Origin of the sequence: Kitasatospora sp. NPDC056800 (assembly GCF_042789775.1) — a bacterium.
Classification (GTDB): Bacteria; Actinomycetota; Actinomycetes; order Streptomycetales; family Streptomycetaceae; genus Kitasatospora.
The window spans coordinates 1-19,960 of record NZ_JBHUAL010000062.1 but is presented as its reverse complement, the minus strand read 5'-3'; the positions used below and the strand labels follow the sequence as shown (position 1 = coordinate 19,960).

The 19,960-nt window shown below is 71.2% G+C and carries 23 protein-coding genes; 17 read left to right on the top strand and 6 right to left on the bottom strand.

The genetic code is table 11. From position 1 onward, the window contains the following. Positions 1-223 precede the first annotated feature (223 nt). From ACFRQN_RS16370 to ACFRQN_RS16320, 11 genes are all read left to right on the top strand, one after another. Positions 224-1,432 carry an MFS transporter gene (locus tag ACFRQN_RS16370; protein ID WP_380740957.1) on the top strand — a complete coding sequence of 403 codons (1,209 nt, stop codon included), beginning with the start codon at positions 224-226 and terminating at the stop codon, positions 1,430-1,432. A 28-nt stretch (positions 1,433-1,460) separates the two neighbouring features. Continuing rightward, complete coding sequence (locus ACFRQN_RS16365; RefSeq protein ID WP_380740956.1) at positions 1,461-2,174, top strand: HAD family hydrolase; 714 nt, start codon at positions 1,461-1,463, stop codon at positions 2,172-2,174. Between the two features lie 138 nt (positions 2,175-2,312). Continuing rightward, a complete protein-coding gene (locus tag ACFRQN_RS16360; protein ID WP_380740955.1) occupies positions 2,313-2,903 on the top strand; it encodes a DUF4913 domain-containing protein in 591 nt (196 codons plus the stop codon). Then, positions 2,900-3,652, top strand: a complete 753-nt coding sequence (locus ACFRQN_RS16355; RefSeq protein WP_380740954.1) for a glycosyl hydrolase — start codon at positions 2,900-2,902, stop codon at positions 3,650-3,652. Before ACFRQN_RS16360 ends, ACFRQN_RS16355 begins: the two co-directional genes overlap by 4 nt. After that, entirely contained in the window at positions 3,649-4,140 is a 492-nt protein-coding gene (locus ACFRQN_RS16350) for a hypothetical protein (protein ID WP_380740953.1), read from the top strand. Before ACFRQN_RS16355 ends, ACFRQN_RS16350 begins: the two co-directional genes overlap by 4 nt. Next, positions 4,137-4,790: a hypothetical protein gene (locus ACFRQN_RS16345; RefSeq protein ID WP_380740952.1), complete on the top strand. Its 654-nt coding sequence runs from the start codon at positions 4,137-4,139 to the stop codon at positions 4,788-4,790. The genes ACFRQN_RS16350 and ACFRQN_RS16345 overlap by 4 nt, the downstream gene beginning before the upstream one ends. Continuing rightward, a complete protein-coding gene (locus ACFRQN_RS16340) occupies positions 4,787-5,407 on the top strand; it encodes a hypothetical protein (protein ID WP_380740951.1) in 621 nt (206 codons plus the stop codon). Before ACFRQN_RS16345 ends, ACFRQN_RS16340 begins: the two co-directional genes overlap by 4 nt. Before the next feature lie 18 nt (positions 5,408-5,425). Next, positions 5,426-6,238 carry a winged helix-turn-helix transcriptional regulator gene (locus ACFRQN_RS16335; RefSeq protein WP_380740950.1) on the top strand — a complete coding sequence of 271 codons (813 nt, stop codon included), beginning with the start codon at positions 5,426-5,428 and terminating at the stop codon, positions 6,236-6,238. Positions 6,239-6,358: 120 nt separating this feature from the next. Beyond that, positions 6,359-7,156: a DUF317 domain-containing protein gene (locus ACFRQN_RS16330; RefSeq protein ID WP_380740949.1), complete on the top strand. Its 798-nt coding sequence runs from the start codon at positions 6,359-6,361 to the stop codon at positions 7,154-7,156. A 9-nt stretch (positions 7,157-7,165) separates the two neighbouring features. Further along, complete coding sequence (locus ACFRQN_RS16325; RefSeq protein ID WP_380740962.1) at positions 7,166-7,927, top strand: DUF317 domain-containing protein; 762 nt, start codon at positions 7,166-7,168, stop codon at positions 7,925-7,927. 24 nt (positions 7,928-7,951) lie between these two features. Next, positions 7,952-8,437 carry a hypothetical protein gene (locus ACFRQN_RS16320; protein ID WP_380740948.1) on the top strand — a complete coding sequence of 162 codons (486 nt, stop codon included), beginning with the start codon at positions 7,952-7,954 and terminating at the stop codon, positions 8,435-8,437. Positions 8,438-8,444: 7 nt separating this feature from the next. On the opposite strand, the gene ACFRQN_RS16315 is transcribed toward ACFRQN_RS16320, so the two are convergent. Continuing rightward, complete coding sequence (locus ACFRQN_RS16315) at positions 8,445-8,684, bottom strand: hypothetical protein (protein WP_380740947.1); 240 nt, start codon at positions 8,682-8,684, stop codon at positions 8,445-8,447. 218 nt (positions 8,685-8,902) lie between these two features. Here ACFRQN_RS16315 and ACFRQN_RS16310 point away from each other — a divergent pair, with 218 nt between their 5' ends. The 6 genes from ACFRQN_RS16310 (at position 8,903) to ACFRQN_RS16285 (ending at position 11,139) form a co-directional block, all read left to right on the top strand. Beyond that, complete coding sequence (locus tag ACFRQN_RS16310; RefSeq protein WP_380740946.1) at positions 8,903-9,250, top strand: DUF317 domain-containing protein; 348 nt, start codon at positions 8,903-8,905, stop codon at positions 9,248-9,250. Between the two features lie 26 nt (positions 9,251-9,276). After that, positions 9,277-9,621 (top strand): hypothetical protein, encoded by a 345-nt coding sequence (locus ACFRQN_RS16305; protein WP_380740945.1) that lies wholly within the window; start codon positions 9,277-9,279, stop codon positions 9,619-9,621. An 82-nt stretch (positions 9,622-9,703) separates the two neighbouring features. After that, a complete protein-coding gene (locus ACFRQN_RS16300) occupies positions 9,704-10,018 on the top strand; it encodes a hypothetical protein (protein ID WP_380740944.1) in 315 nt (104 codons plus the stop codon). Positions 10,019-10,074: 56 nt separating this feature from the next. Continuing rightward, entirely contained in the window at positions 10,075-10,455 is a 381-nt protein-coding gene (locus ACFRQN_RS16295; protein WP_380740943.1) for a hypothetical protein, read from the top strand. A gap of 53 nt (positions 10,456-10,508) precedes the next feature. Further along, the gene (locus ACFRQN_RS16290; RefSeq protein WP_380740942.1) at positions 10,509-10,721 is read left to right on the top strand and encodes a hypothetical protein; all 213 of its coding nucleotides are present in this window, start codon (positions 10,509-10,511) and stop codon (positions 10,719-10,721) included. An 88-nt stretch (positions 10,722-10,809) separates the two neighbouring features. Continuing rightward, a complete protein-coding gene (locus tag ACFRQN_RS16285; protein WP_380740941.1) occupies positions 10,810-11,139 on the top strand; it encodes an esterase in 330 nt (109 codons plus the stop codon). 1,024 nt (positions 11,140-12,163) lie between these two features. Here the strand turns inward: ACFRQN_RS16285 and ACFRQN_RS16280 are convergent. The 5 genes from ACFRQN_RS16280 to ACFRQN_RS16260 form a co-directional block, all read right to left on the bottom strand. Further along, the gene (locus ACFRQN_RS16280; protein ID WP_380740940.1) at positions 12,164-15,694 is read right to left on the bottom strand and encodes a hypothetical protein; all 3,531 of its coding nucleotides are present in this window, start codon (positions 15,692-15,694) and stop codon (positions 12,164-12,166) included. Next, the gene (locus tag ACFRQN_RS16275) at positions 15,691-16,110 is read right to left on the bottom strand and encodes a hypothetical protein (RefSeq protein WP_380740939.1); all 420 of its coding nucleotides are present in this window, start codon (positions 16,108-16,110) and stop codon (positions 15,691-15,693) included. The genes ACFRQN_RS16280 and ACFRQN_RS16275 overlap by 4 nt, the downstream gene beginning before the upstream one ends. A 1,159-nt stretch (positions 16,111-17,269) precedes the next feature. After that, positions 17,270-17,665 carry a hypothetical protein gene (locus tag ACFRQN_RS16270; RefSeq protein ID WP_380740938.1) on the bottom strand — a complete coding sequence of 132 codons (396 nt, stop codon included), beginning with the start codon at positions 17,663-17,665 and terminating at the stop codon, positions 17,270-17,272. Positions 17,666-17,750: 85 nt separating this feature from the next. Continuing rightward, entirely contained in the window at positions 17,751-19,493 is a 1,743-nt protein-coding gene (locus ACFRQN_RS16265; protein WP_380740937.1) for a relaxase/mobilization nuclease domain-containing protein, read from the bottom strand. Beyond that, positions 19,490-19,915, bottom strand: a complete 426-nt coding sequence (locus ACFRQN_RS16260) for a MobC family plasmid mobilization relaxosome protein (RefSeq protein ID WP_380740936.1) — start codon at positions 19,913-19,915, stop codon at positions 19,490-19,492. Before ACFRQN_RS16260 ends, ACFRQN_RS16265 begins: the two co-directional genes overlap by 4 nt. Positions 19,916-19,960 lie beyond the last annotated feature (45 nt).

Below are 19,960 nucleotides of genomic sequence, written 5' to 3'. Positions count from 1 at the left end.
GTTCCAGCAGGCCGTCCACTCCCCAGAGCAACGGGCTCCGCCTTCTCCCAGAGCGCCGTGTCCGACTACGAGGCTTCTATCTCATTCTTGCGGCCGTACCAAATCCCGGAATCCGCGGACTCTTCTCTCCGCAGCCGCACCGAACCGAGGGCTGTCATGCCTGCGCATGCCCCGGTCCGGCGCGCCCGCGCGCCGCCGGCCGTACGACCGAAGGACCTTCTCCTTGAGCACCACCACCGCCTGCGGCCCTGCCCAGGACAGCGGCTACCGCGCTGTCCTGGGCTCGCCGCACGTCACCCGACTGCTCAGCGGCACCCTGATCGGCCGCCTGCCCACCGGCATGGCACCGATCGCGATCCTGCTGCTGGTGCGCGCCGAGCACGGCCCGCTCGCCCTGGCCGGAGCCCTCGGCGCCCTGTACGGCCTCGCCTCCACGCTCGGGCAGCCGCTGCTCGGACGCCTGGTCGACCGCCACGGCCAGACCCAGGTCCTCGTCGCCGCCACGGCCACGGCGAGCACGGCGTTCCTGCTGCTGCCGTGCACCGGCCCGACGCGCCACCCGGTACTCGCCGCGCTCACCATGGTGGCGGCGGGGCTGGCGACGCCGCCGCTGGAGGCAGGCCTCCGGGCACTGTGGCCGGTGCTGCTGCCCGACGCCGGGCACCAGCGCACCGCGCTCTCGCTGGACAGCAGCACCCAGGGCCTGGTGTTCGTCGCGGGTCCGCTGCTGGCCACCGGCTTCGCGGCCGGTGCCGGAGCGACCACCGCGCTGGTGGCGACCGCGGCGCTCGGCCTGCTCGGCACCGGCCTGGTCGTCACCGCCCGCCCCTCCCACGCCTGGACGCCGGCCGAGTTCACCGAGGCGGTTCACTGGACGGGTCCGCTGCGCGTGCCGGGTCTTCGGGTGCTGTTCGCCGCGCTGATCGGCACCGGTGTCGCGCTCGGCGCGGTCAATGTCCTGGCGCTGTCCGCCGCCGAGCGCCACCACGCCGGGTGGCTGGTCGGGGTGATGCCGGCCGCGCTGTCCATCGGCAGCATGCTCGGCGGCCTCGCCTACGGCCGCCACGCCTGGCCCGGCGCACCCGCCAAGCACCTGGTCGCCGCCTCCATCGGCTTCGCCGCCGGATGGCTGCCGCTGCTGCCCGCCCCCGCGCCCGCCGTCGCCGTCCTGGGCGCCGTACTGCCCGGAACCTTCCTCGCGCCGCTGCTGACCGCCGCGTTCCTCACCGTCGACCACCTCGCCCCCGAAGGCGAAGCGACCGAAGCGTTCGCCTCGCTGATCGCCTGCATCGGCGTCGGCCAGGCCGTCGGCACCGCCCTCGCCTCCCTCGCCGCCACCGTCGGCCCACAGTTGCTCGCCCTCGTCCCGCTCGCCGGGGCCGGCGCCGCGCTGTGGCTGCTGCACCGCTTCAACGACCGCCTCTCCGCCTGACCACCAAGCTCATCCCGAAGGACTCGCCGTGAACACCTCCCTCTTCGCCGCCGCAACTCCCGCCACCCGCATACACGTTGTCTGGGACTGGAACGGAACAGTCAAAGACGACCTCGACGACCACGTCGCCGCGCTGAACGCGACCCTGCCCGCCCTCGGTGGCGCCCCGGTCGACCGGGAGACCTACCGGGCCAAGCACACCGTCCCGATCCCCAACTTCTACGCCCGCCTACTCGGCCGCACGATCACCGAGCAGGAGTGGATCTCCAGCGACAACGCCTTCCTCGCCCACCTGCGCGCCCAGCCGGTGCGCGTGCGCGACGGCGCACCCGAGCTGATGACCGCCCTGCGCGAGGCCGGCCACACCCAGTCACTCCTGTCCCTGTGCCCGCACGACACCCTGGTCCGCGAAGTAGAGCAGGCCGGCATCGGGCACTTCTTCACCCGGTACGAGGGCCGCACCGGACCCTCCGGCGGCACCAAGGCCGCCCCGCTCACCGCCCACCTGCACGCCCTCGGCCTCACCGACCGGGCGCACCGGGTGCTGCTGGTCGGCGACGCCGTCGACGACGCCACCGCCGCCCACGCCAACGGCGCGCACGCCGTGCTGCACACCGGCGGACTGCACCACCCCGCCAAGCTCGCCGCCTCCGGCCACCCGCTCACCGGCGCCCTCGCCGACGCCGTCGCCCTCGGCCTGCGCCTCGTCCAGGACAACAGCACCCAACTGGCCTGCGCCTAGCACCAATCGGCGGCCGGATCAAGCCGCCTTTCCCGCGTTCCATCTCCCTCAACGACTGCTTCACCGGAGCCCTGCCGTGACCCGAAGAAGACCTTCCGACCCCGACCTCCCCGTCCGTCCGAACCTCCTGGATGTGCCATGTCCGAGTCCGATCCGCTGCCGGGCGCCTCCGAGCCCGAGCCAATCCGCATCCCCGACGAGGACCTCGACGACCTCGTCAGCGCCCTGAACCGCACCATGGCCGAGGTCCGCCAGCACGGCGTGATCCTCGACCGTCTCGGCTCCGAACCCGACGACGAGACAGGGTCCGGCTCCATCGAGCCGGGCACCGGCGGCGAGGACGCGCCCGAGGCCGCTCCGCCGCTGTTCATCCTCGCGATGGGCGGCGCCCAGTACGCCGCCGAGCTGGCCGAGCTCTCGTTCTGGGTCACCCACATCCTGCTGCCCGTCTACGGCCGCGAGATCGGTTCCACCCGCCCGTGGTGCGCGAGGTGGCCCGAGCACCCCGAAGCCGTCGCCCGCCTCCACGCGCTGTGGCTGGCCTGGCAGCAGCTGACCGCCGCCGAGGCCGGCCAGGGCGGCCCTTCGACGTGGCATCGCGACCACCTCGACCACGCCATCGCCCAACTCCGCTCTCCGGACGGTCCGTTCGCCGCGTGCACTACGAGCCCCTCCCGGCCGGCCCACCGCGTCCTGTCGACCCCCGACCAGCTGGGACTCGCCGCATGAAGGACACCGACTTCCGACTCGACGACCTCGAACCCTCCGACGAGCACACCGCCGAACTGTACGACTCCACTTGGGTCAGCGACTTCAAGACGATCTCCCAGCACGATGTGGGCGACCGCAGTTTCATCATCGCCTTCGATGCCTCGGCCACCTGGGGTTACCCCAACATGCCCAACATCGCCTCCTTCGATCTCGTGCGCGACAGCAGCCAGGCGACCTTCAGCATGCACAGGTCCAAGCACGCCACCTTCTCGTTCGCGCAGAACTGGCTCGTCAACCGCGGCTGCCCTCCGGACGCGCTCGCGCCGACCATCGACGTCGCCAAGCCCGCCGACGAGCTGACCGTCCAGGTCGAGGACCGCATCCGGCGCTCGGGCGAGGGCCTTGCGGTCGTCGACTACCAGGTCATCGACGGGTCCGACGTCGAGGGCTGGAGCATCGCCGTCGACCGCCAGGACAAGGAGCTGCCCGTCCGGCTGTTCCTGGAAACGCTCCAGCCCGACCAGTACACCTACACGGTGCGCGAGGGGGCGTTCGCCAACCACGCCGCCGCCGAGAACTGGCTGGAGCAGCGCTCCACTCCGCTGCCCGACGCGCCGGAGTACCGCCTCGATGCAGCGGCCCTGCGTACCCGCGCCGCCCTCGCCCGCAGCACCACCGCCCCGGCCGCCGTCACCGCCACCGACGTTCTCGCCGCCGCGCCCGCAGCCGTAGCCGTCGCACAGCCCGATCGGGGGCGGTCGCTGTGAGCCGCGCGAAGTTCGGATTCTCCGCCCACCCCGACGCCATTGCCGACCTGCGCCAACTCCCCGACGCCGTCCGCGACCAGGCGTTGCTGCACCTGCAGGACCTCGTGCACGGCGAGCGCGTCGCCAAGCGCCTCGACGGCCGGCTGGAGGGCTGCCACAAGATCTACCTCGGCGTCGGCGACCAGTGGGCAAGCCACCGCCTGGTCGTGCAGTTCCGCGACGCCCCGCCGGCCTCGAAGCACGCACGCGAGGTCCACCTCGTCGCCGCCGGCCCGCGGCTGGACTACGCGGTTTACCGCTCCGCCCAGAACCGCCTGGACCGCACCGGCCTCAACCTCCCCGCCGGCCTCAGCCCCGCCGAGGACACCCGGGTGCGCGCCGCCCGCGCCCGCTCCACACGCCTGGCACCCGCAGCTGCCCCCGGCCCCGCCTACACCACCACCTCCCCCGGCTACGCCACCACCCCCGCTTCCCGAAAGGCCCGATGATGGCCACCGTCCCCGCCCACGCCGAACTCGCCACCTGGCTCGTCGAGGCCGCCGAAGCCGTCTCCGGCATCGTCACCACCCAGCACTCCACGCCGCTCTCCCGCTCCTACCTCCACCCCGTCCTCGGCCCGCTCGCCGCCGGGCCCGAGGTGCTCACGGCCCTCGCGGACCGCATGGAGGACCTGCTCGACGAGGAGCTGCCGACCGCCCCGGCCACCCTGTTCACCCTGGCCTCCTACGCCTCCGCCCTGGGCTGGCTCACCGAGTCGCTCTCCGAACTGACGCAGACCGTCGACGTCCTGGCCACCATGGCCGGTCTTCCACCGCGCCCCGGTGCCGCGCCCACCGTCCCCGGGGAGCTGGAGGGCTTCGACCTCTCCGGCTACACCCCGAGCGACCAGGAGACGGTCACCGCCCTGGCGGCCGAAGCCGCGCTCCCGCCCGGCCTCTACCTCCAGGTCCTGGGCCGGGCCGAGGGCGCCGCCTCGGACTTCACCGACGCCTGCATGGAGATCGTCGGCGCCTTGACCGAGGACGCCCACGAGCTCCTCAAGGAGTCGGTCAGCTTCGTTCGCCTGGGCGGCAACGGCCCGGACAGCCTGCCCACCCTGGTCCGTTCCCTCATCGCCCGGATGGAGACGACCGAGTGAACCCGCACGACCAGTTGGCGAAGCCCGCCGCGCACCGCGTCTACGAGCGGCTCGGTGTGGACGACGTCTGGACCCTGCTGCGGCGCGAACCCGAGGAGAGTCCCGAGGCCAGCCTCGCTTGGTACCTCGCCGCGTCCGTCACCGCCATCGACGGCGTCCACCGCGAGCTGACCGCCGCCGCGAAGACGGCCGTCGAGACGCTGTCGCCCGTCGAGCGCGGCGAGTACGCCGGGCAGCCCACGGACGAACAGGGCACCCCACGCAGGGCGTTGCGCGAGGTGCAGCTCGGGGATCTGTGGATGCGCGAGAACGTGCTCTGCGGCAAGGAGGTCATCCACGGCAACGGCCGCGGAGCGCCGGTCAAGGCCGAGACCGTCGAGCCGCTGGTCGCCGCCGGCCTGATCGCGGCCGACACCGCAACGGACGCCGCCCGGGTGGGGCGCATGGTCTCGCTCACCCCGGTGGGCCGGAAGGCGTTGGAAGCCTCCCCAGCCGCCCGCCTGCGCGAGGCCGCCGCCCTCTACCGCAGCGTGGCCCCCGCCGCTGCCCCTCCAGCCGCCTCCGCACCGCTTGCCGCATCCCCGGCGTGGACCTCGTCCTCCGCCCGCACGCGCTGACCAGGAGTTCCCCGGATCATGCCCGCCCAGCCGACCACCACCATGACCACCGCCGACGCGGCACGCGTGGAGAGCGTCCTGCGCCAGCTGGCCCCGAAGTGGTCCACGCACTTCGTCCACACGATCGCCAAGTACGGCCCGGAGATGCGCGTGCGCGACATCGCCCACCACCATCCGGCGGTCAACCAGCCGTACGTCAGCAGGCGCCTCTCCGCCATGGCGGACGCCGGGCTGGTGGACCGCGACGCCACGTTCGACCGCTGGGCGCCGTACAGGCTCAGCGTCGGCGCGCGGACGCTCGGCCCGCTCTACCGCGCGGTCACCCAGTGGTCCTCCGAACACCTCGACCACGCACCGCAGGGCCGGTCCGACCGGATCGAGGACGCCCTGCGCCGTCTGCACCTGGTGGACACCACCGAGGTGGTCCGGCTGCTCTCGGAACACGGGAGCACGCGGGTGAGCCACCTCGGGGAGCGCGTCGGCGTCTCCGAGCGACTCATCGCCACCCGGCTCAACCGCATGCAGGCCGACGGCCTGGTCGCCCGCGCCGGCTCCCGGCACGGCGACCCCTACATCCTGACCGACGCCGGTCGCGCCCTCGCCCCCGTGTACACCGCCGTGCAGCAGTGGGACAACCGGCACTCGGCCGCCCCGGCCGTTCGGATGCCGGCCGCCACCCGGACCCTCGTCACCGGAGTGGACACCGTACGAACCGCGGCGGCACTCCGGCGAAGCCCCGCCCCCACCAATCTCTTCAGCCACGCCCCCGCCCCACAGCCCCGCGTCCCCGCAGCAGTGACAGCGGCTTCCCGTCCCTCCCGCGGGCGGTGACCGCCGTGAACACCCGCCCCAGACCCCCTCCCCCATCTCCGACTCCCCGCTCCGCACACCGCCGCACCCGTCCTCGCCGCCGACGGCATGCGGGCCCGCTCCCCGTTCAGGATCCTCCCGGTGCTCTCTACCTCCCTCTTGCTCGTCCACCCGCTTCGTCTCGCCGGCCCCGGTGACCAACGGCTCATCACTGACGCGCTCGACACCTCCCCCGGCTGGGACCGAGACCGCTCGTCCGACGGAGCACTCCGCTTCACCAGCCCCTGCCGAACCGCCATCATCACCGGCGGACCTGCGCCCGGCCGCCCTGGCGCCTGGACCGTCCACGGCTACCGCTCGCCCGGCTCCGCCCCGCTGTGGCGTGCGGCGTTCGCACCCGGCACTCCCGCTGAGATCACCGCCGCCTTCATGACCACCCTCGTCCACGGCCTGCGCAGCGGGCACCGCGACTACCTGCATGGCGGCCCCCACCACCTCCCGCGCACCCCCGCCTCCGTCCTCGCCGACCGCGGCTGGTGGCCTGACCAGAGCCCCCCGGGCTTCCACGACCAGGTCGCACCCGACCGGACCGCCGTCTACCGGCACCGCGTGGGCCACCAGCCGCCCGACGCCGAAGCCGCTGGCCAGACCCCGCCGGCCTGGAGCATGCTCGCGGGCAACCTGCGAAACCCCTCCTGGCGTGCAGACTTCACCACCGGCGTGCCCTTCTACCCCCTCGTTCGCGCCACTCTCCTCTTCAGCTCACCCGCACCCGCGGTGCGGCAACGCTGCGATATCCCCGCCCACCACCTGCCCCACCTCACCGCCCGGCCGCCCTCCGAAGCCGCCGGCGCCCACCCGGCACCCCGCAGTCGGTCGGCCGCGCCCGCCACCCCGTCCGCCGCCCGACCCGTACCCACCGCCGCACACCGCCGCTGACCCTGGACGATCCGATGCCGTACACCCCCGAGAAGCCCCGCGAGTACCGGATCACCCCCCGCTACCTCGCCAACGGGGACGCCAACGGCTCCCCGGCCATCCAGCGCCTTCTGGACGCCGGTTGGGCGCTCAGCAGGGACGAGCTGGCGAACACCTTCCGCCCCGCCGCAGTGGCTGGTCACCTTCGACGACCGCACACCACCCGAGGTCGTCGAGGACTTCACCGCCGCGCTCGCCGACGCCTACGCGCAGGGCCCCGAGGCCTACCTGGGAGGCGGCGGCCGAACGTCCGGAGCCGACACCACCCTCCGGCTCCTGACCGACGGCTGGCGCCTGGACCCCGCCACCCCGTTCCTGAGCTACCAGTCGCCCGACCGCCTCATCCAGCTCCACCGGCGGGACAACCCACTGCGGCACGAAGCCGAGATGGCCGGCGACACCGAGCGCTGGCTGTTCGAGGTCGGCCCGCCCCGAGGCATCTGGTACGCCACCGCCTCCTCGCGCCTGCCCGAGCACCTGCTCCAGACCCTCACCACCGCCGTCACCGACCCGGTACCGGTCAACCGGTACATGCGGCACGTCGATCTGGCGCACCTGCCAGCCGTCGCCACCGCGACGCCGACGGCGCCCAGCCCCCTTGAGGTGGCGCGCGTGCGGGCGGCCACCTCCCGCTCGCTCTCCGTCCCCCGCACCGCGCCGTCCGCGCTCGCCTACAGCACCACCACCCGCCCTCCGGCACTCCCGGCCGCCTCGGCCGGACGCTCCCGTTGACCACCCGCACCCCGGAGGAACCCCGTGCCCGACGTCACCGCCCTGGAGCACGCCGACGCGATGATCGAGAAGACCTGGGGCCGGCCGATCGCCGACCTGGAGCAGGCCGCGGTCCGCCGCCCCGTCGAGGACCCCCTGCTGCGCGCGGCCATGCACAGCCGCGGCTACCTCACCGTGGTCTCCAACTCCATTGCCGTGCACCAAGAACGGCTGCACGCCCTAACTCATCCTGGCCACATCCCCGCCTTCTACGACCTCGACCGGATCACGGAATCGGCGAGTGCCCTGCGGACCGCCCACGCCGAGACCAGCACCGCCCTGCGGGCGATCTGCCACGTCGTCGATGCCCGCGAACTCGCCCTGCAGGACCAGAACGGTCCCGGCGCCGAGCGTGTGAAGGCCGCCACCGCGCGCAGCACGCACGCTCCCCGTCCGGTGAGTCTTCCTGCGGAACGGCCCGCCCCGCCGACCGCAGCCGCTCCAGCTGCCTCGGCCGCGAACCGGCAGTAGCGGACGGTCAGTTCACGTCCTGGTCGTGGTGGGCGCCCGGGTCGGCGGCGCCCACCACGTGGGCCAGCTCGTCCAGCGTCAGCTCCACACGCCGGCCGTCCGCCAGCCTGGCCTCGACCACCTCGGCCTGCGCCTGCTCGGCACGGCTCGCCGTGTTCACGGCCCACTGGCCGTCGGCGATCATGGCGATGTCGCCCCTCGTCCACGCCCGGCCCGCGCTGCGGATCTTGCGCTCCAGCGCCGCCATGTCACGACCTCTGCTCGGCTCCAACGCCGCCCCCCTTCAGACCTGCGTACGGCCCCTCGCCGTAACCCCGTGTCAGCACCGAGCCCCGCCGATCCATTCCCGCCTCAGTTCGCCCACGGCAGACCGATCACCGCCGGAAACGACTACGAGCTTCGGTACATCGCATGTCAACGTACTCATGTCGCCGAAACCGCAGGTCAACGAAGGGATCCAGCTCCATGAACACGCCCGGCACCCTGCTGCCCGCCCCCGTCCGCCCCATTGCCGAGGAACGCAACTGGCTCTCCTCCGACCACTGTGCGGAGTCGGTCCTGTCCCTGCTCGGTGGACTCGGCTGGGCCACCGTGGACACCCCCGAGGCCAACATGCACTGCACCAGCCCGGACGGGCGCGTCTACGTCGGCTGGCTACCCGAGGACCCCGGCGCCTGGCGGCGCGGCATCGTCTGGCGCGTGCAGGTCCGACCCGACCACGCCGATGCCTGGACCCAGGAGTTCGGCCTCCACACCCCCTCCGAGGCCATCGCCGGATTCCTCGCCGCGCTCGTCGCCGACCCGATCCATTGACCCAACACCCGTGAATGGATCACCAATTGGCAACACCCAGGCTCGACCACGCCATTGCCCACGGCACTCCCCGCAACCCGCTCGGCCGCGCCGTGCAGGAGAGCAACATCGTCTGCAGCGACGGCTTCAGCCTCTCGGTACTCGCCCCTGACCCCGTCGACGCCTTCCTCTTGCCCGCCGAGACACTGGAGATCGGCTTCCCCAGCCAGCGACCCGAACCGTGGAACGCCTGGCGCACCCACCTCGACGCGGGGTCCGAGGAGAACGACCCCACCGACTCCGTGTACCTGCACGTCCCCGTCGCCTTGGTCCGGGAGCTGATCGAGGCCCACGGCGGCGAAGCCCGGCTCCTTCCCCACCAGCGCTCCTGACCACCGGATTACCGCTTCGACGAAGGACGACACCCTGACGATCACCATCGACCTCACGCGCATCCCCGGCCCGGCCATCGCCGTGCTCGGCCTGGCCAACGCCTTCTCCGTCCCGCCCGGGTCGGCCGCGTTCGTGCTCGGACTCGCCCTCAGCTCAGGCGGCTTGCTGCTGGCCTTCGACGACATCCACGCGGACGGCCTGCGCCGGGACACGCTGATCGTCGCCCACCTCACCAAGAGGCCCAACGGCGCCCGCGTCGGCCAGATCGGCACCGCCCTCGGCCTACGCAACCGCGCGGTCGCCAGATCGCTCGACCGTCTGGCCACCGACGGCCTGGTGGTGCTCGACACCGAGGACGAACCGCTGGCCCTGCGGTCGTACCGCCTCGCCGACTGATCACCCGTGTCCCCGAAGGAGGCACCACGAGTACCCGCCACGTCGACTTCCACCCGGTGGTCGTCACCGCCGCCTCCGAGCACGGCGCGAGCCGCCGCATCCTCGCGAGCCCCCACCTGCGGATCGTCCGCGCCGACCAGGTCCGGCCCGGCGACCTGATCGTCTCCGCCTTCCAACCCACCGTGCCCGGCCGCCTTCCCCGGGCCGACTGCTTCGCCGCCGGCCCCTACCCGGCCAGCCCCGGGCCTTACCACCCGGATTGCGGCTGCGGGGTCTGCGGCCTGCCGGAAGTCCAAGGCCCGAACGGCACCGTCGTCCTCACCACCGGCTACCCGTGGGACACCTGCGACCCGTGGCCCGCCGACGACCCCGTCCTCATCCGGCCTCGCCACCGCCTGCGCGCCCCCGCACCGATGCCCCGCACCGACCTTCCGTGACCACCGCCGTCGCTCCGCCCGCTCACCACACCGCCCCTTCCTGGAGAACCGCCATGCCACAGCACCTCACCCTCGGCCACCTGCTCGCCCAACTCCAGCCCCTCGACCCGAACCTGCGGGTCCGCCTCGCCGTGAACCCCGACTGGCCCTTCGCCCACTACGTCGGCACGGACATCGTCGTCCAGAACGGCATCGCCTACATCAGCGAGGACGGCCAGGAGGACTACCTCCCGTCTGACGTCCGCGACCAGCTCGCCTGGGCCTGACCCACGCCGCCGACCGAAGGAAGACCTAATCCCCACCGACTACCGCCCCCGCCTTCCCCACCCGCTCGACCGCTTCGCCCTCCACCCCGTGCCACCGTGGGCGCGCGGAGCACTCGTCCACAGCGTCCCCGCCCACACCGGCGACCCGATCAAGGTCCTCTGGATCCCGAACACCGCGCCCCAGCTCCCCTTCGGCCGCATCCTCCTGCGCTGGGAACCCGCATCCGAGGCCGGCTGGGACGTCACCGCCCATCTCGGCCTCGCCACCACCGTGGTGCCCCTCGCCTCCTGGCCCGCCGCCGGAGACGACTGGCCCCGCCTCGTCCACCCCACCCTGCGCGAAGTCACCGGCTTGTGCTCCGCCCTCCTCGTGGCGACCGCCGCGCTCGAACTCGCCAACCAGCTCGCCGACTCCTGACCACCATCACAGATGGCCGCCCCGTGCCGAACCGGCCGGGGCGGCCTTGCTGTACCCCCACCCGCCCGCCGCCCCGTGCGCTCATCACCGGAACAGCGAGGAAGGACACCGCGCTGGCCGCCAGCCAGCCACTCTGGGGCTACACCGAGGTCGCCGCGCACCTGGACATCGGCGCCGCCCGTAGCCGCAAGAGCAGCGGTGCTTTGCCCACCCCCGACGACGACAGCATCCCGGGCCGCCCACGCTGGAGACCCAGCACCCTGCAGAACTGGACACCCCGTGGCCAGGGCTACCGCAGCGACCTCCACACCGACCACACCAGCGAGCCATCGTGACCGGCGATCGCCTGGAATACCGCCACCGGCGAGCACCTGCACACCATCACCGGCCACACCCGCGGGGTCTACGCTGTAGCCACAGTCACCGCCACGGACGGTACCCCCTCGCCATCACCACCAGCCAAGACGAGACTGCGATCATCTGGAACGTCAGTGATGGACGCGGGCTCCGCAATTGCTATCTGCGGCACCCATCACAAACTGTTGCGGCCAAAAGCGACGGCTTCCTAGCCGGCTACGGTCCCGAGGTCGCATACTTCACGATCGGCTGACCCAACTTCTGCCGTTCCGGCGCCTCGCACTGGATCTATTGCTGGCAGGAGACAAAGTCGCAGCAAAGACAGAGACGGACAGATGCCCCGTCGGATTCCCCGACAGAGGGAATTCCATTTCCTTCGGAACTACTATTCACCAGCCGGTGCAACAATTACAGGGCGTCACATCAGCTGACTATCTGCTCGCTATACCGGCGAAGAGTACTCATTCCCATGCTGTCGCATTCCTGGCAAGGCGGATCTGACGGGTGGTCGTGTAGACGTTCTGAATGCCGTGTGGAGCCAGGTGGTTGGGGTTCCTCGGCTGGAGCCAGTTGATGGTCTTCTCGCGCGGTTGCGGCTGTTGGTCGCAGGTATGTACTGGCTGGGCGGCATGCGGTACGCGGTGGTCGGGCGGGGATCCCGTCGCCGTTAGCCGCAGGTGGAGTGGTAAGAGAGCATGGAAAGGTACTGCTGCCACTGCGGGCGGCTCGGGGTGTCGGTGTTAGCGCAGATCTGTCGGATGTTCTCATCCACTGCCAGCGGCCACAGTCGAACGGTGTTGTCCTGTCCGCCGGTGACGAGGGTTTGGCCATCGGGGCTGAATGCCAGTGAGGTGGGTTCGGCGGTACTGATGGCGAGGGGTTGGCCGATCACCGCTGGGTGGGCCGGGTCCGTGACGTTCCACAAGCGCACACCCGCTCCGGCTCCGTTGGTGGCAAGAATCTTCCCGTCGGGGCTGAAGGCCAGGGCGCTGACACGGCTCGTGTAGCCGCTGAGTGCTCGGCCGAGGGGGGTCGGGTGGTTGTGGTCGGAGATGTTCCACAACTTGACGTCGCCGTCGCCTGTGGCACCGGCAACGCCAGTATCCGTGATCGTGACGAGGGTGTGACCGTCTGGGCTGAGCGCCATCGAGCCGGCGCCGCCGGGGATGGACGGCCCAGAGCGGGTCGGATGGTCCGGATCGGTTACATCCCACAACTGCACCGTGCCAGAGGAGTAGCGGCCAGCGATGACGAGGGTGCGTCCGTCCGGGCTGAACACGAAGTTCATGAACATGTTGGTGTCACCGTCACCGGTGATCGGCTGGCCGCGCGGTCGTGGATGAGCGGGGTCCGACATGTCCCACAGTCTCACGCTGTTGTCGCCACCAACGACGGCGGTGCCGCTGGCAGTGGCGAGGGTGCGGCCGTCGGGGCTGAAGGCCACCGAGTTGACCCTGGTCCCAACTCCTTCGGGGAAATTGATCGGGGCGAGGATAGTGGGCCTGGTCGGTTCAGTGAGATCCCAGAGGATCACGCGCTTGTCGCCGTTGGCGACGGTCGCGAGGATGCGGCTGTCGGGGCTGAACGCCAGGGACAAAACGGTGCTGCCGAATTTCGTGAGCATGCTGAGGGGGGTGGGGAGAGCAGGGTTCGAGATGTTCCACAGCCACACGGTCTCGTCGTTCGATGCAGAGGCGAGAATCTGGCCGTTGGGAGATGGAACGGTCGAGGAGACGACTTTGGTGTGGCCGGTCAGCATTGTGGCGGGCAGGTGCCACAGGTGTACGGTGCGGTCACCGCTGGTTGTAGCGATTGTGCGACCGTCACGGGCGAACGACATAGCGGTTACGTAGGGGCTGGCCAGCGGCGGGGCGATGGACGTCGGGCTGGCAGGGTCAGCAATGTTCCACAGTCGGAATGTCCGCTCTGCGCCGGGGGTGGCAAGCGTGCGGCCGTTGGCGCTCAGCGCTATCGCGTTGAGGCCGCCGAGGGAACTGGTCACGGGGCCTCCCAACGCACCCACGTGCGTGGGGTCAGCCACATTCAGCAGTTGGACGGCTCCCTTGGAAGCGACGGCGAGGGTATGGCTGTCCGGAGTGAATATCGCGCTACTGAGAGCGGTCCAGAAGTTGCCGAGCAGAATGGGATGAGCGGGGTCCGTGACGTTCCACATTCGCGCCCCATCGTCCACGGAGGATGTGACAAGGGACCGACTGTCCGGGCTGAACGTGACGACGTTGACCGCGGAGGCGTGCTTGAGGGGCTGGCCCAGCGGGGTTGGGTGAGCGGGGTCTCTTACGTCCCACAGCTGTTCGTCCCAGTAGTGATCGGTACCGGTGGCCAGCGTGTGCCCGTCGGAGCTGAATGCCAGTGGGCTGCCGCCGGCGGTGTGCGGGAGGGCTGCGCCGAGTACGCGGGGACGGGTTGGGTCCGCGACGTTCCACAGCCGTACGCCGGTGTTGCCAGGGAGTGGGCCGGCGGATGTTGCGAGGGTGCGTCCATCCGGGCTGAACACCATCCAGGCGGTGCCGGGGACCCGGAGGGGCTCGCCGAGTGCGACGGGATGTGTGGGGTTCGTCATGTCCCAGAACCGCACTGTGCCTGTGTCTTTGTCGTTGTCACGGCCAGCTGCGGCGAGGATGCGACCATCAGGGCTGAACGCCGCCTTGGAGACATTGGAAAACGAAGTACTCAGGTCGGTGGCCAGGGGCTTGTTCGCGTCCTCTACCAAGCGCGTGTAGCGATCCCCAGTGGGATTCAGCCGATATGCCTCGATGTCGGTTCTGGCTGCCAGTGAAGGGTCGGTGGCGCGTAGCTGGTCCGCTCGTGCGGTGACCTGGCTGATCAGCGCGCTCTGCTGCTGGGCCTGAGCGAGGTCGTGCTGGTGGAGAGCGAATGCCCCCGTTGTCACGGCGGCGAGGACAAGCGCTGTGACAACGATCCGACCGGTACGGAACTGCCGAGCGCACCGGTCGGCCTCGCGCAGGGTGGAAGCGAACTTCACGTCACCGGGACGGGGAGCAGTTGCGGAGACTTCGAGCCGGTTCAGTTCGGGTGCCACCAGTCGGAAACCCTTACGGCGTGCGGCAAGCAGCTTCGCGTCCAAGCCCGCAACCCTGAGCAGCCGGCCGTCCGCATCGAGGGCGCCGGTCACCACGGTGCGCGAGCGCAGTCCGTAGAAGATGTCTCGGAGCCGACCCGCACCGGGCCGGCTCCGCATCAGGGCACGGAGCCCGAGCGCGAAGGCGACGCCGAGAGAAGGCCCTTCGATCCATTCCGGGGCAGAGGGTTCGTCGGACAGGATGATCCGCCACACCACGCAGCGGTCTTCGGCCTTCACAGCGGCCAGGCGCCAGGCCGTGCCCAGCGCGAAGGCGAACTGGCCGTTGGGGCTGCGCACCCCGTCCATCGTCCGGGGATCGGGGTACAGCCCCGCAGGTCCCTGCGGGAACTCGCGCAGTTCCAGGACACCGGTGGCACCCTCGGCGGCCGGGGCGTCTACGTTCGGTCCGGATGAACGGCCGAAGACCACGGGGACCCGCACGACAGGGCGTCTGAGCGGTGTGATGCCCGCCATCATGAGCGCGGCGATCACGAGAAGTCCTCTGGCAGCTGTCGACGGTCTGCCAGGAGCTGCGGACTGGGCCAGCTGCTGGCTCCGTTGAAGGAGCATGTCAATGCCGCTGGCGAGTAGGGGCGAGAGTGCGGAGAGTTCCCTGCCGGTGGGCTGCGGGGGGCCGGAAGCGGCTTCCGGGCACAGCAGCCCGCTGCTCTCCCATGCTCCGAGCAGTCGCAGCAGAGCGTCGTCGTTGGCCACGGCGGCGTCCGTGGACGCGACCAGCATTCTCGCCAGGAAGAGGGGGTGATCGGCTCGCACCGCAACCGCGTGCTCTTGGTCGGGCGCGGTCGCGCCGAGCCAGGCGCGCAGTTCCTCGCAGCTCTGGCCGCCGAGCCACGTCGGATCGCTCTGGACCGCCTCGCTGCAGCAGTTCCACCACAGCGCGGACTCACCCAGCAATTCCCGGATCGCAGCCTGCGGGCTGGACGCTCGCTCCAGCACCTTCTCGACCGTCGTCCGAGCCGTCGGCCCGGCACTGCCTGCCGATCCCCGCCAACCCGCTCGGCCTTCCGCGAACCTCTCTGTGGGGGCTTCATCGCGCGATTTCTCGTGCTCCTCCGGTCCCATGCCCCAGGTCACTGCAGCTCCCGGTCGATGACGTGACGAAGCCCGACGTCCGAAATCAGCGCCCGTACCTCGCGCCAGGCATCACGGGTCGCATCGTTGAGCGAGGCGCCGACCGACAGCATGACCGTCGCAACGTCCCACGTACTGCCCGGACCCACCGGTGCCGCCACGGAGGCCGCCCACTCCTCTCCGGCGAAGCCCGGCAACCGCACGTACGAAGCAGCAGGGCCAAAACGTCCCCGTGCCACAGGCACGAGCACCACCTGCTCGGCACCAGCACCGCCCACGTACTTGACCGCCGCCATAAGTGGAGCCGCGCCCTCAACGCCGTGCACGACAAGTTCCAGGCTGTATTCAGGGGCGGAGTCCCCCCACGTGCGCACGAGGAATCGGGCGGTGCCGTCCGGGGACGATGCCTCCAGCAGCACGGTGTCGCCTCCCGCAGCAGCCAGACCGCCGGCTCGCGGAAGCTGTGGGAGAGGAAACCACCCCAGAGCAATCCGCTGCGGACGTGACCGATCGCACGCAACCCCAGAACCCGAATGCGGGCTCCCGGAGGGATTATCCGGGAGGACAATCTCGGTGGCGAGCGGTGCGGCGGGCAAGTCTGTGCCGATGAGTGAGGCCCATAGCCGCTGCCGCAGCGTGTACTCCGAGCGGCCGCGAGTCCCTGTCAGGGAGCGGTATGCGATCGTGCCGCCAGTGAACGAACGCCAGGAGCGCCGGGTGACCGAGCTGATGGTCATGACGACGCCTCCCCGGGGACGGGAGAGGTTCCCCCATGTTCCGCTGGAGTCGAACGTGTGTCCGGCTCTAATCCGCCGGGCGCGCGGGCGGCCTCGCTTGGTGTGGTCGCACGGCCGATCTGGGCCAGTAGTGCTGGGGCGGAGGCGCCTACGGTCACCGCTGCGTAGATACCGGTGACCTCGGTGTGGAGCAGCCACCCGGCTGCGCCTCCCAGCAGCACGCGCACCAGCGCGGCAAGTGAGTCCGCAAGTGGATCGACGAACTTGCCGAGCGGTGGGAGCGGTGTCTCTGAAGACCGTGCCGCGTGTCGAGCCCCTTGCCAGCTATGTAAACGTCCGTAGGTGACGACCGCTTCGGCGATCAGTCCTCCGCCCGCACCGAAGGCCCCGGCCTCGATCCACGTCAGCATCAATCCGTCCCCAGTCGACCGCAAGTCGCAGTGTCTGATGAGGAGTTAGCGTACCCCTACGACATGGACGTGCCGAGGGCACAACTGGCGGTGCGACCCCCAGAAATTGGCGCGCACCTGCCCGGTGCCTCCTGTCGGCCCGGACTGGCGGGCCGACGGCTGCGCTGACAGCCGATTCCAAGACCGACCGGAGAAGCCGCCAAGCTGACCAGCTACCTCTGAAAATGGCCACCACCGGTGGAAGTCTCAGCTAGCGGCTGCACCGGACCATCCACAAAGCACATCGCCTGTTGTTGCATCCGGCGCAACTTCGTTGCATCCGATAGGCGGTACAGGTCAACGGCCCCAGCCGGGGTGTGGGCTGGATCCCGCCCCCCGGCTGAACTGCACGTCAGCCGCATGTCGAATTGTTGCAAATGCAATTCGACCCGTTACTCCAGGTAGAGCCCTGCGAAGAGCCCATCGAAGCCCAGCACGGCGCGGGCCTCGTCGAGGGTGCGGTACTGCGTCCAGGTGGGGTCGGAGATCATCGCGTCGAAGTCTCGGCGGGTGATCTCCGGCTCCAGCCGCTCCGTGCCGCAGCGGCAGCCGATCCAGACGTGGCGGCGGTGGTTGATCAGCAGCCAGTCTCGGCGCGCTTGGCAGGTGGGGCAGATGACGGGCATTCCGCGGAGCGCCAGTTCGGTGGGGCACTTCACGAGGCGCACCGCGTCCGGGCCGCTCGGAGGTCGGCTGTCGTACTCCAGCTGCGGGAGGGGGTCGGAGGCGGCCGAGGTGGTGGTGGACGGGTTCGGGGTGGTGGTGGTGCGCTCGTCGGTTCTGGTCACGGGCTCTCCATTCGGTGCTCGGGTTCTTGCGTAACACCTGGTGGGACCGGGTGTCGAGGGGTTTGTGCCCGCCGGGCCGGTGGGGTTAGCGGCGCGGGGTCGGACGGTGCGGGTCGATCGCGGGCTGGGCCGGTTCCGGCGGGACGGGGTTCTGTGCAGGACGGCCCGGCTTCGCGCCGTTCCTGGTGGTTGTCGGAGCCTGGAGCGGGGGCTCAGGGCTCGCAGGAAGGTCGGCGACACGGCGGATGCGCCAGACCAGGACGCCGTCGCGGCTGTGGGCGGTGTCGAGTTCGCGCCAGGAGGCGGCTTCCTCCAGCAGGGCCTTCGGGTCGTGGCCAGCCCTCTCGGCTTCCGCGAGGACCGCGGCCAGGGCGTCGCGACCCGGTGCCGACGGCCGCCGGTCGTCGCCGAGGACGGTGCGGATGTTGGTGTCGTGGCGTCGGCGTTCGGCTGCGGGAAGTATGCGGCCGGCCTCGCGCATCGTGCGTATCGGGCTGGCGGCAGCCTGCTGGTAGGCGGTACACAGGTGGTCGGCGGCCTGGCGGGAGGCGGCGGCCTGCTGGGCGTGGCCGCGGGCGGAGTGCCAGCGGGCGGCGGCGAGGGTGAGCAGGACGAGGGTGGACAGGACCATGGCGGTGGCGCCGCCGTCCTCGCCCCGGCCGAGCGCGCTGCCGGCGTGGACGATGCCGCGGGCGGCGGAGCGCAGGGCGCGGATGTCGGCGTTCTCGGCGCGGACGTGGCTGCGGGTGGCGCGGTCGAAGGCGCGGGCGGCTGCTCGGAGTTCGGCGCGGGTGGCGGCCGGGGAGGTCTGGGCGAGGGCGTCGAGGAGTTCGCCGGCGCCGACGAGCTGGGCGGCGGCTTCGTCGTCGTCCTGGTCGAGGACGGCGAGGGTTCGCTCGGCGATGCCGGCGGCGTCCCGGCGGCGGCGGGCGGGAGCGGAGCGGTCGGCGCGGGCCGGGTGGTCGTCCGGCTCCGGGGTTGCGGTGGCGGGTGCGGCGTCGAGGCGGCGGCGGATTCGGGGCAGGGAGAGGTCGGGGGCGAGCTTGGACCCGGGGAACCAGATGGGCTCGCCGGTACGGTTGCGGTCGCCGGGCAGGGCGACGTTGTAGCCGAGGACGTCGCCGGAGGGGGCGTGGCGCAGCTTCACGCGCAGGCCGGCTTCGCGCAGGCGGGTGAAGAACTCCTGCTCGGTGTCGGCTCCGGCGACGGCTTGGCGGACGGCTTCGCGCAGGGTTTCGCGTGGGGGTTCGGTGCGGCCGGTGCGTTCGGCTTTGAAGTGTTCCTGGCTGGTGGGGTTCTTGGCGGCGGTGCCGTCGCCGGGGTTGAGCCGGCGCAGGCCGTACTCCTTCTCGATGAGGCGGGCTTCGGCTTGGGCCTTGCGCTTGTCGAAGGAGAGGTTGGCGAGGCGGCCGTCTTGGCGGGCGAGGGTGGCGGCGATGTGGACGTGGTCGTCGGCGTGGCGGACGGCGACCCAGCGGCAGGCGGTGGTGTCGCCTTCGGGGGCGATGCCGGTGGCGTGGACGATGCGCCGGGCGATGGTGGCCCACTCGGCGTCGTCGAGGTGCCGGTCGCCGGGGGCGGTTCGGAGCGAGCAGTGCCAGATCCTGGTGGCCGGTGCCTGCTGGCCGAGGGCCTTGATCGGCTGGTCGAGCTGGTTGGCGAGTTTGGCGACTTGGTGGCGCTCCGGGTTGGGGCCCGGGTCGGGGGCGAAGTTGTTCCAGGAGGCGACGAGGTGCTGGTCGGTGTGTTCCTCGTGCTTGCCGGGGCCGAAGAGGTAGTCGATGAGGGGGAAGGCGCGGTCGGTGCCGGTGCGGATCTTGGGGATCACCGGCGGATGAGCCAGTCGACGGCGTCGTCGATCGCGTCGATGGAGGCTTCGACGCGGGCCAGGAGCTGGCGGAGTTCGGCGCCCGGCTGGCCGCCGGCGTTCACGTAGTGGGCGAGCTGGTTGAGGTTGTTGCCCACGGCGCCGAGCTGGCGGTTGGACTCCATGAGTTCCTGAATGCCGCGCCGGTAGTCGGCGACAGCGGCGCTGGGGTCGGTGCTCGTGGCGGCGGCCACGGCGGCGGCAGCGGTGTAGCCGCCAGGAGCGAGGTCGGCTCGGGCGGCGGCGCGCTGGAGGAGAGCCCACTCGGGGTCGCTGAAGCGAGGGCAGACGCGGTTGGTGCGCGGCACGCTCTGGCGCAGGCGTCGGCGCGGCGTGGCGCGGGCGGCGGTCGGCTGCTGCTCGTCCTCCCCTGCGGTCGGCACCCCTGGGCCGACTCCCCGGTCGGCGGCAGGCCCCCCTGGGTCTGC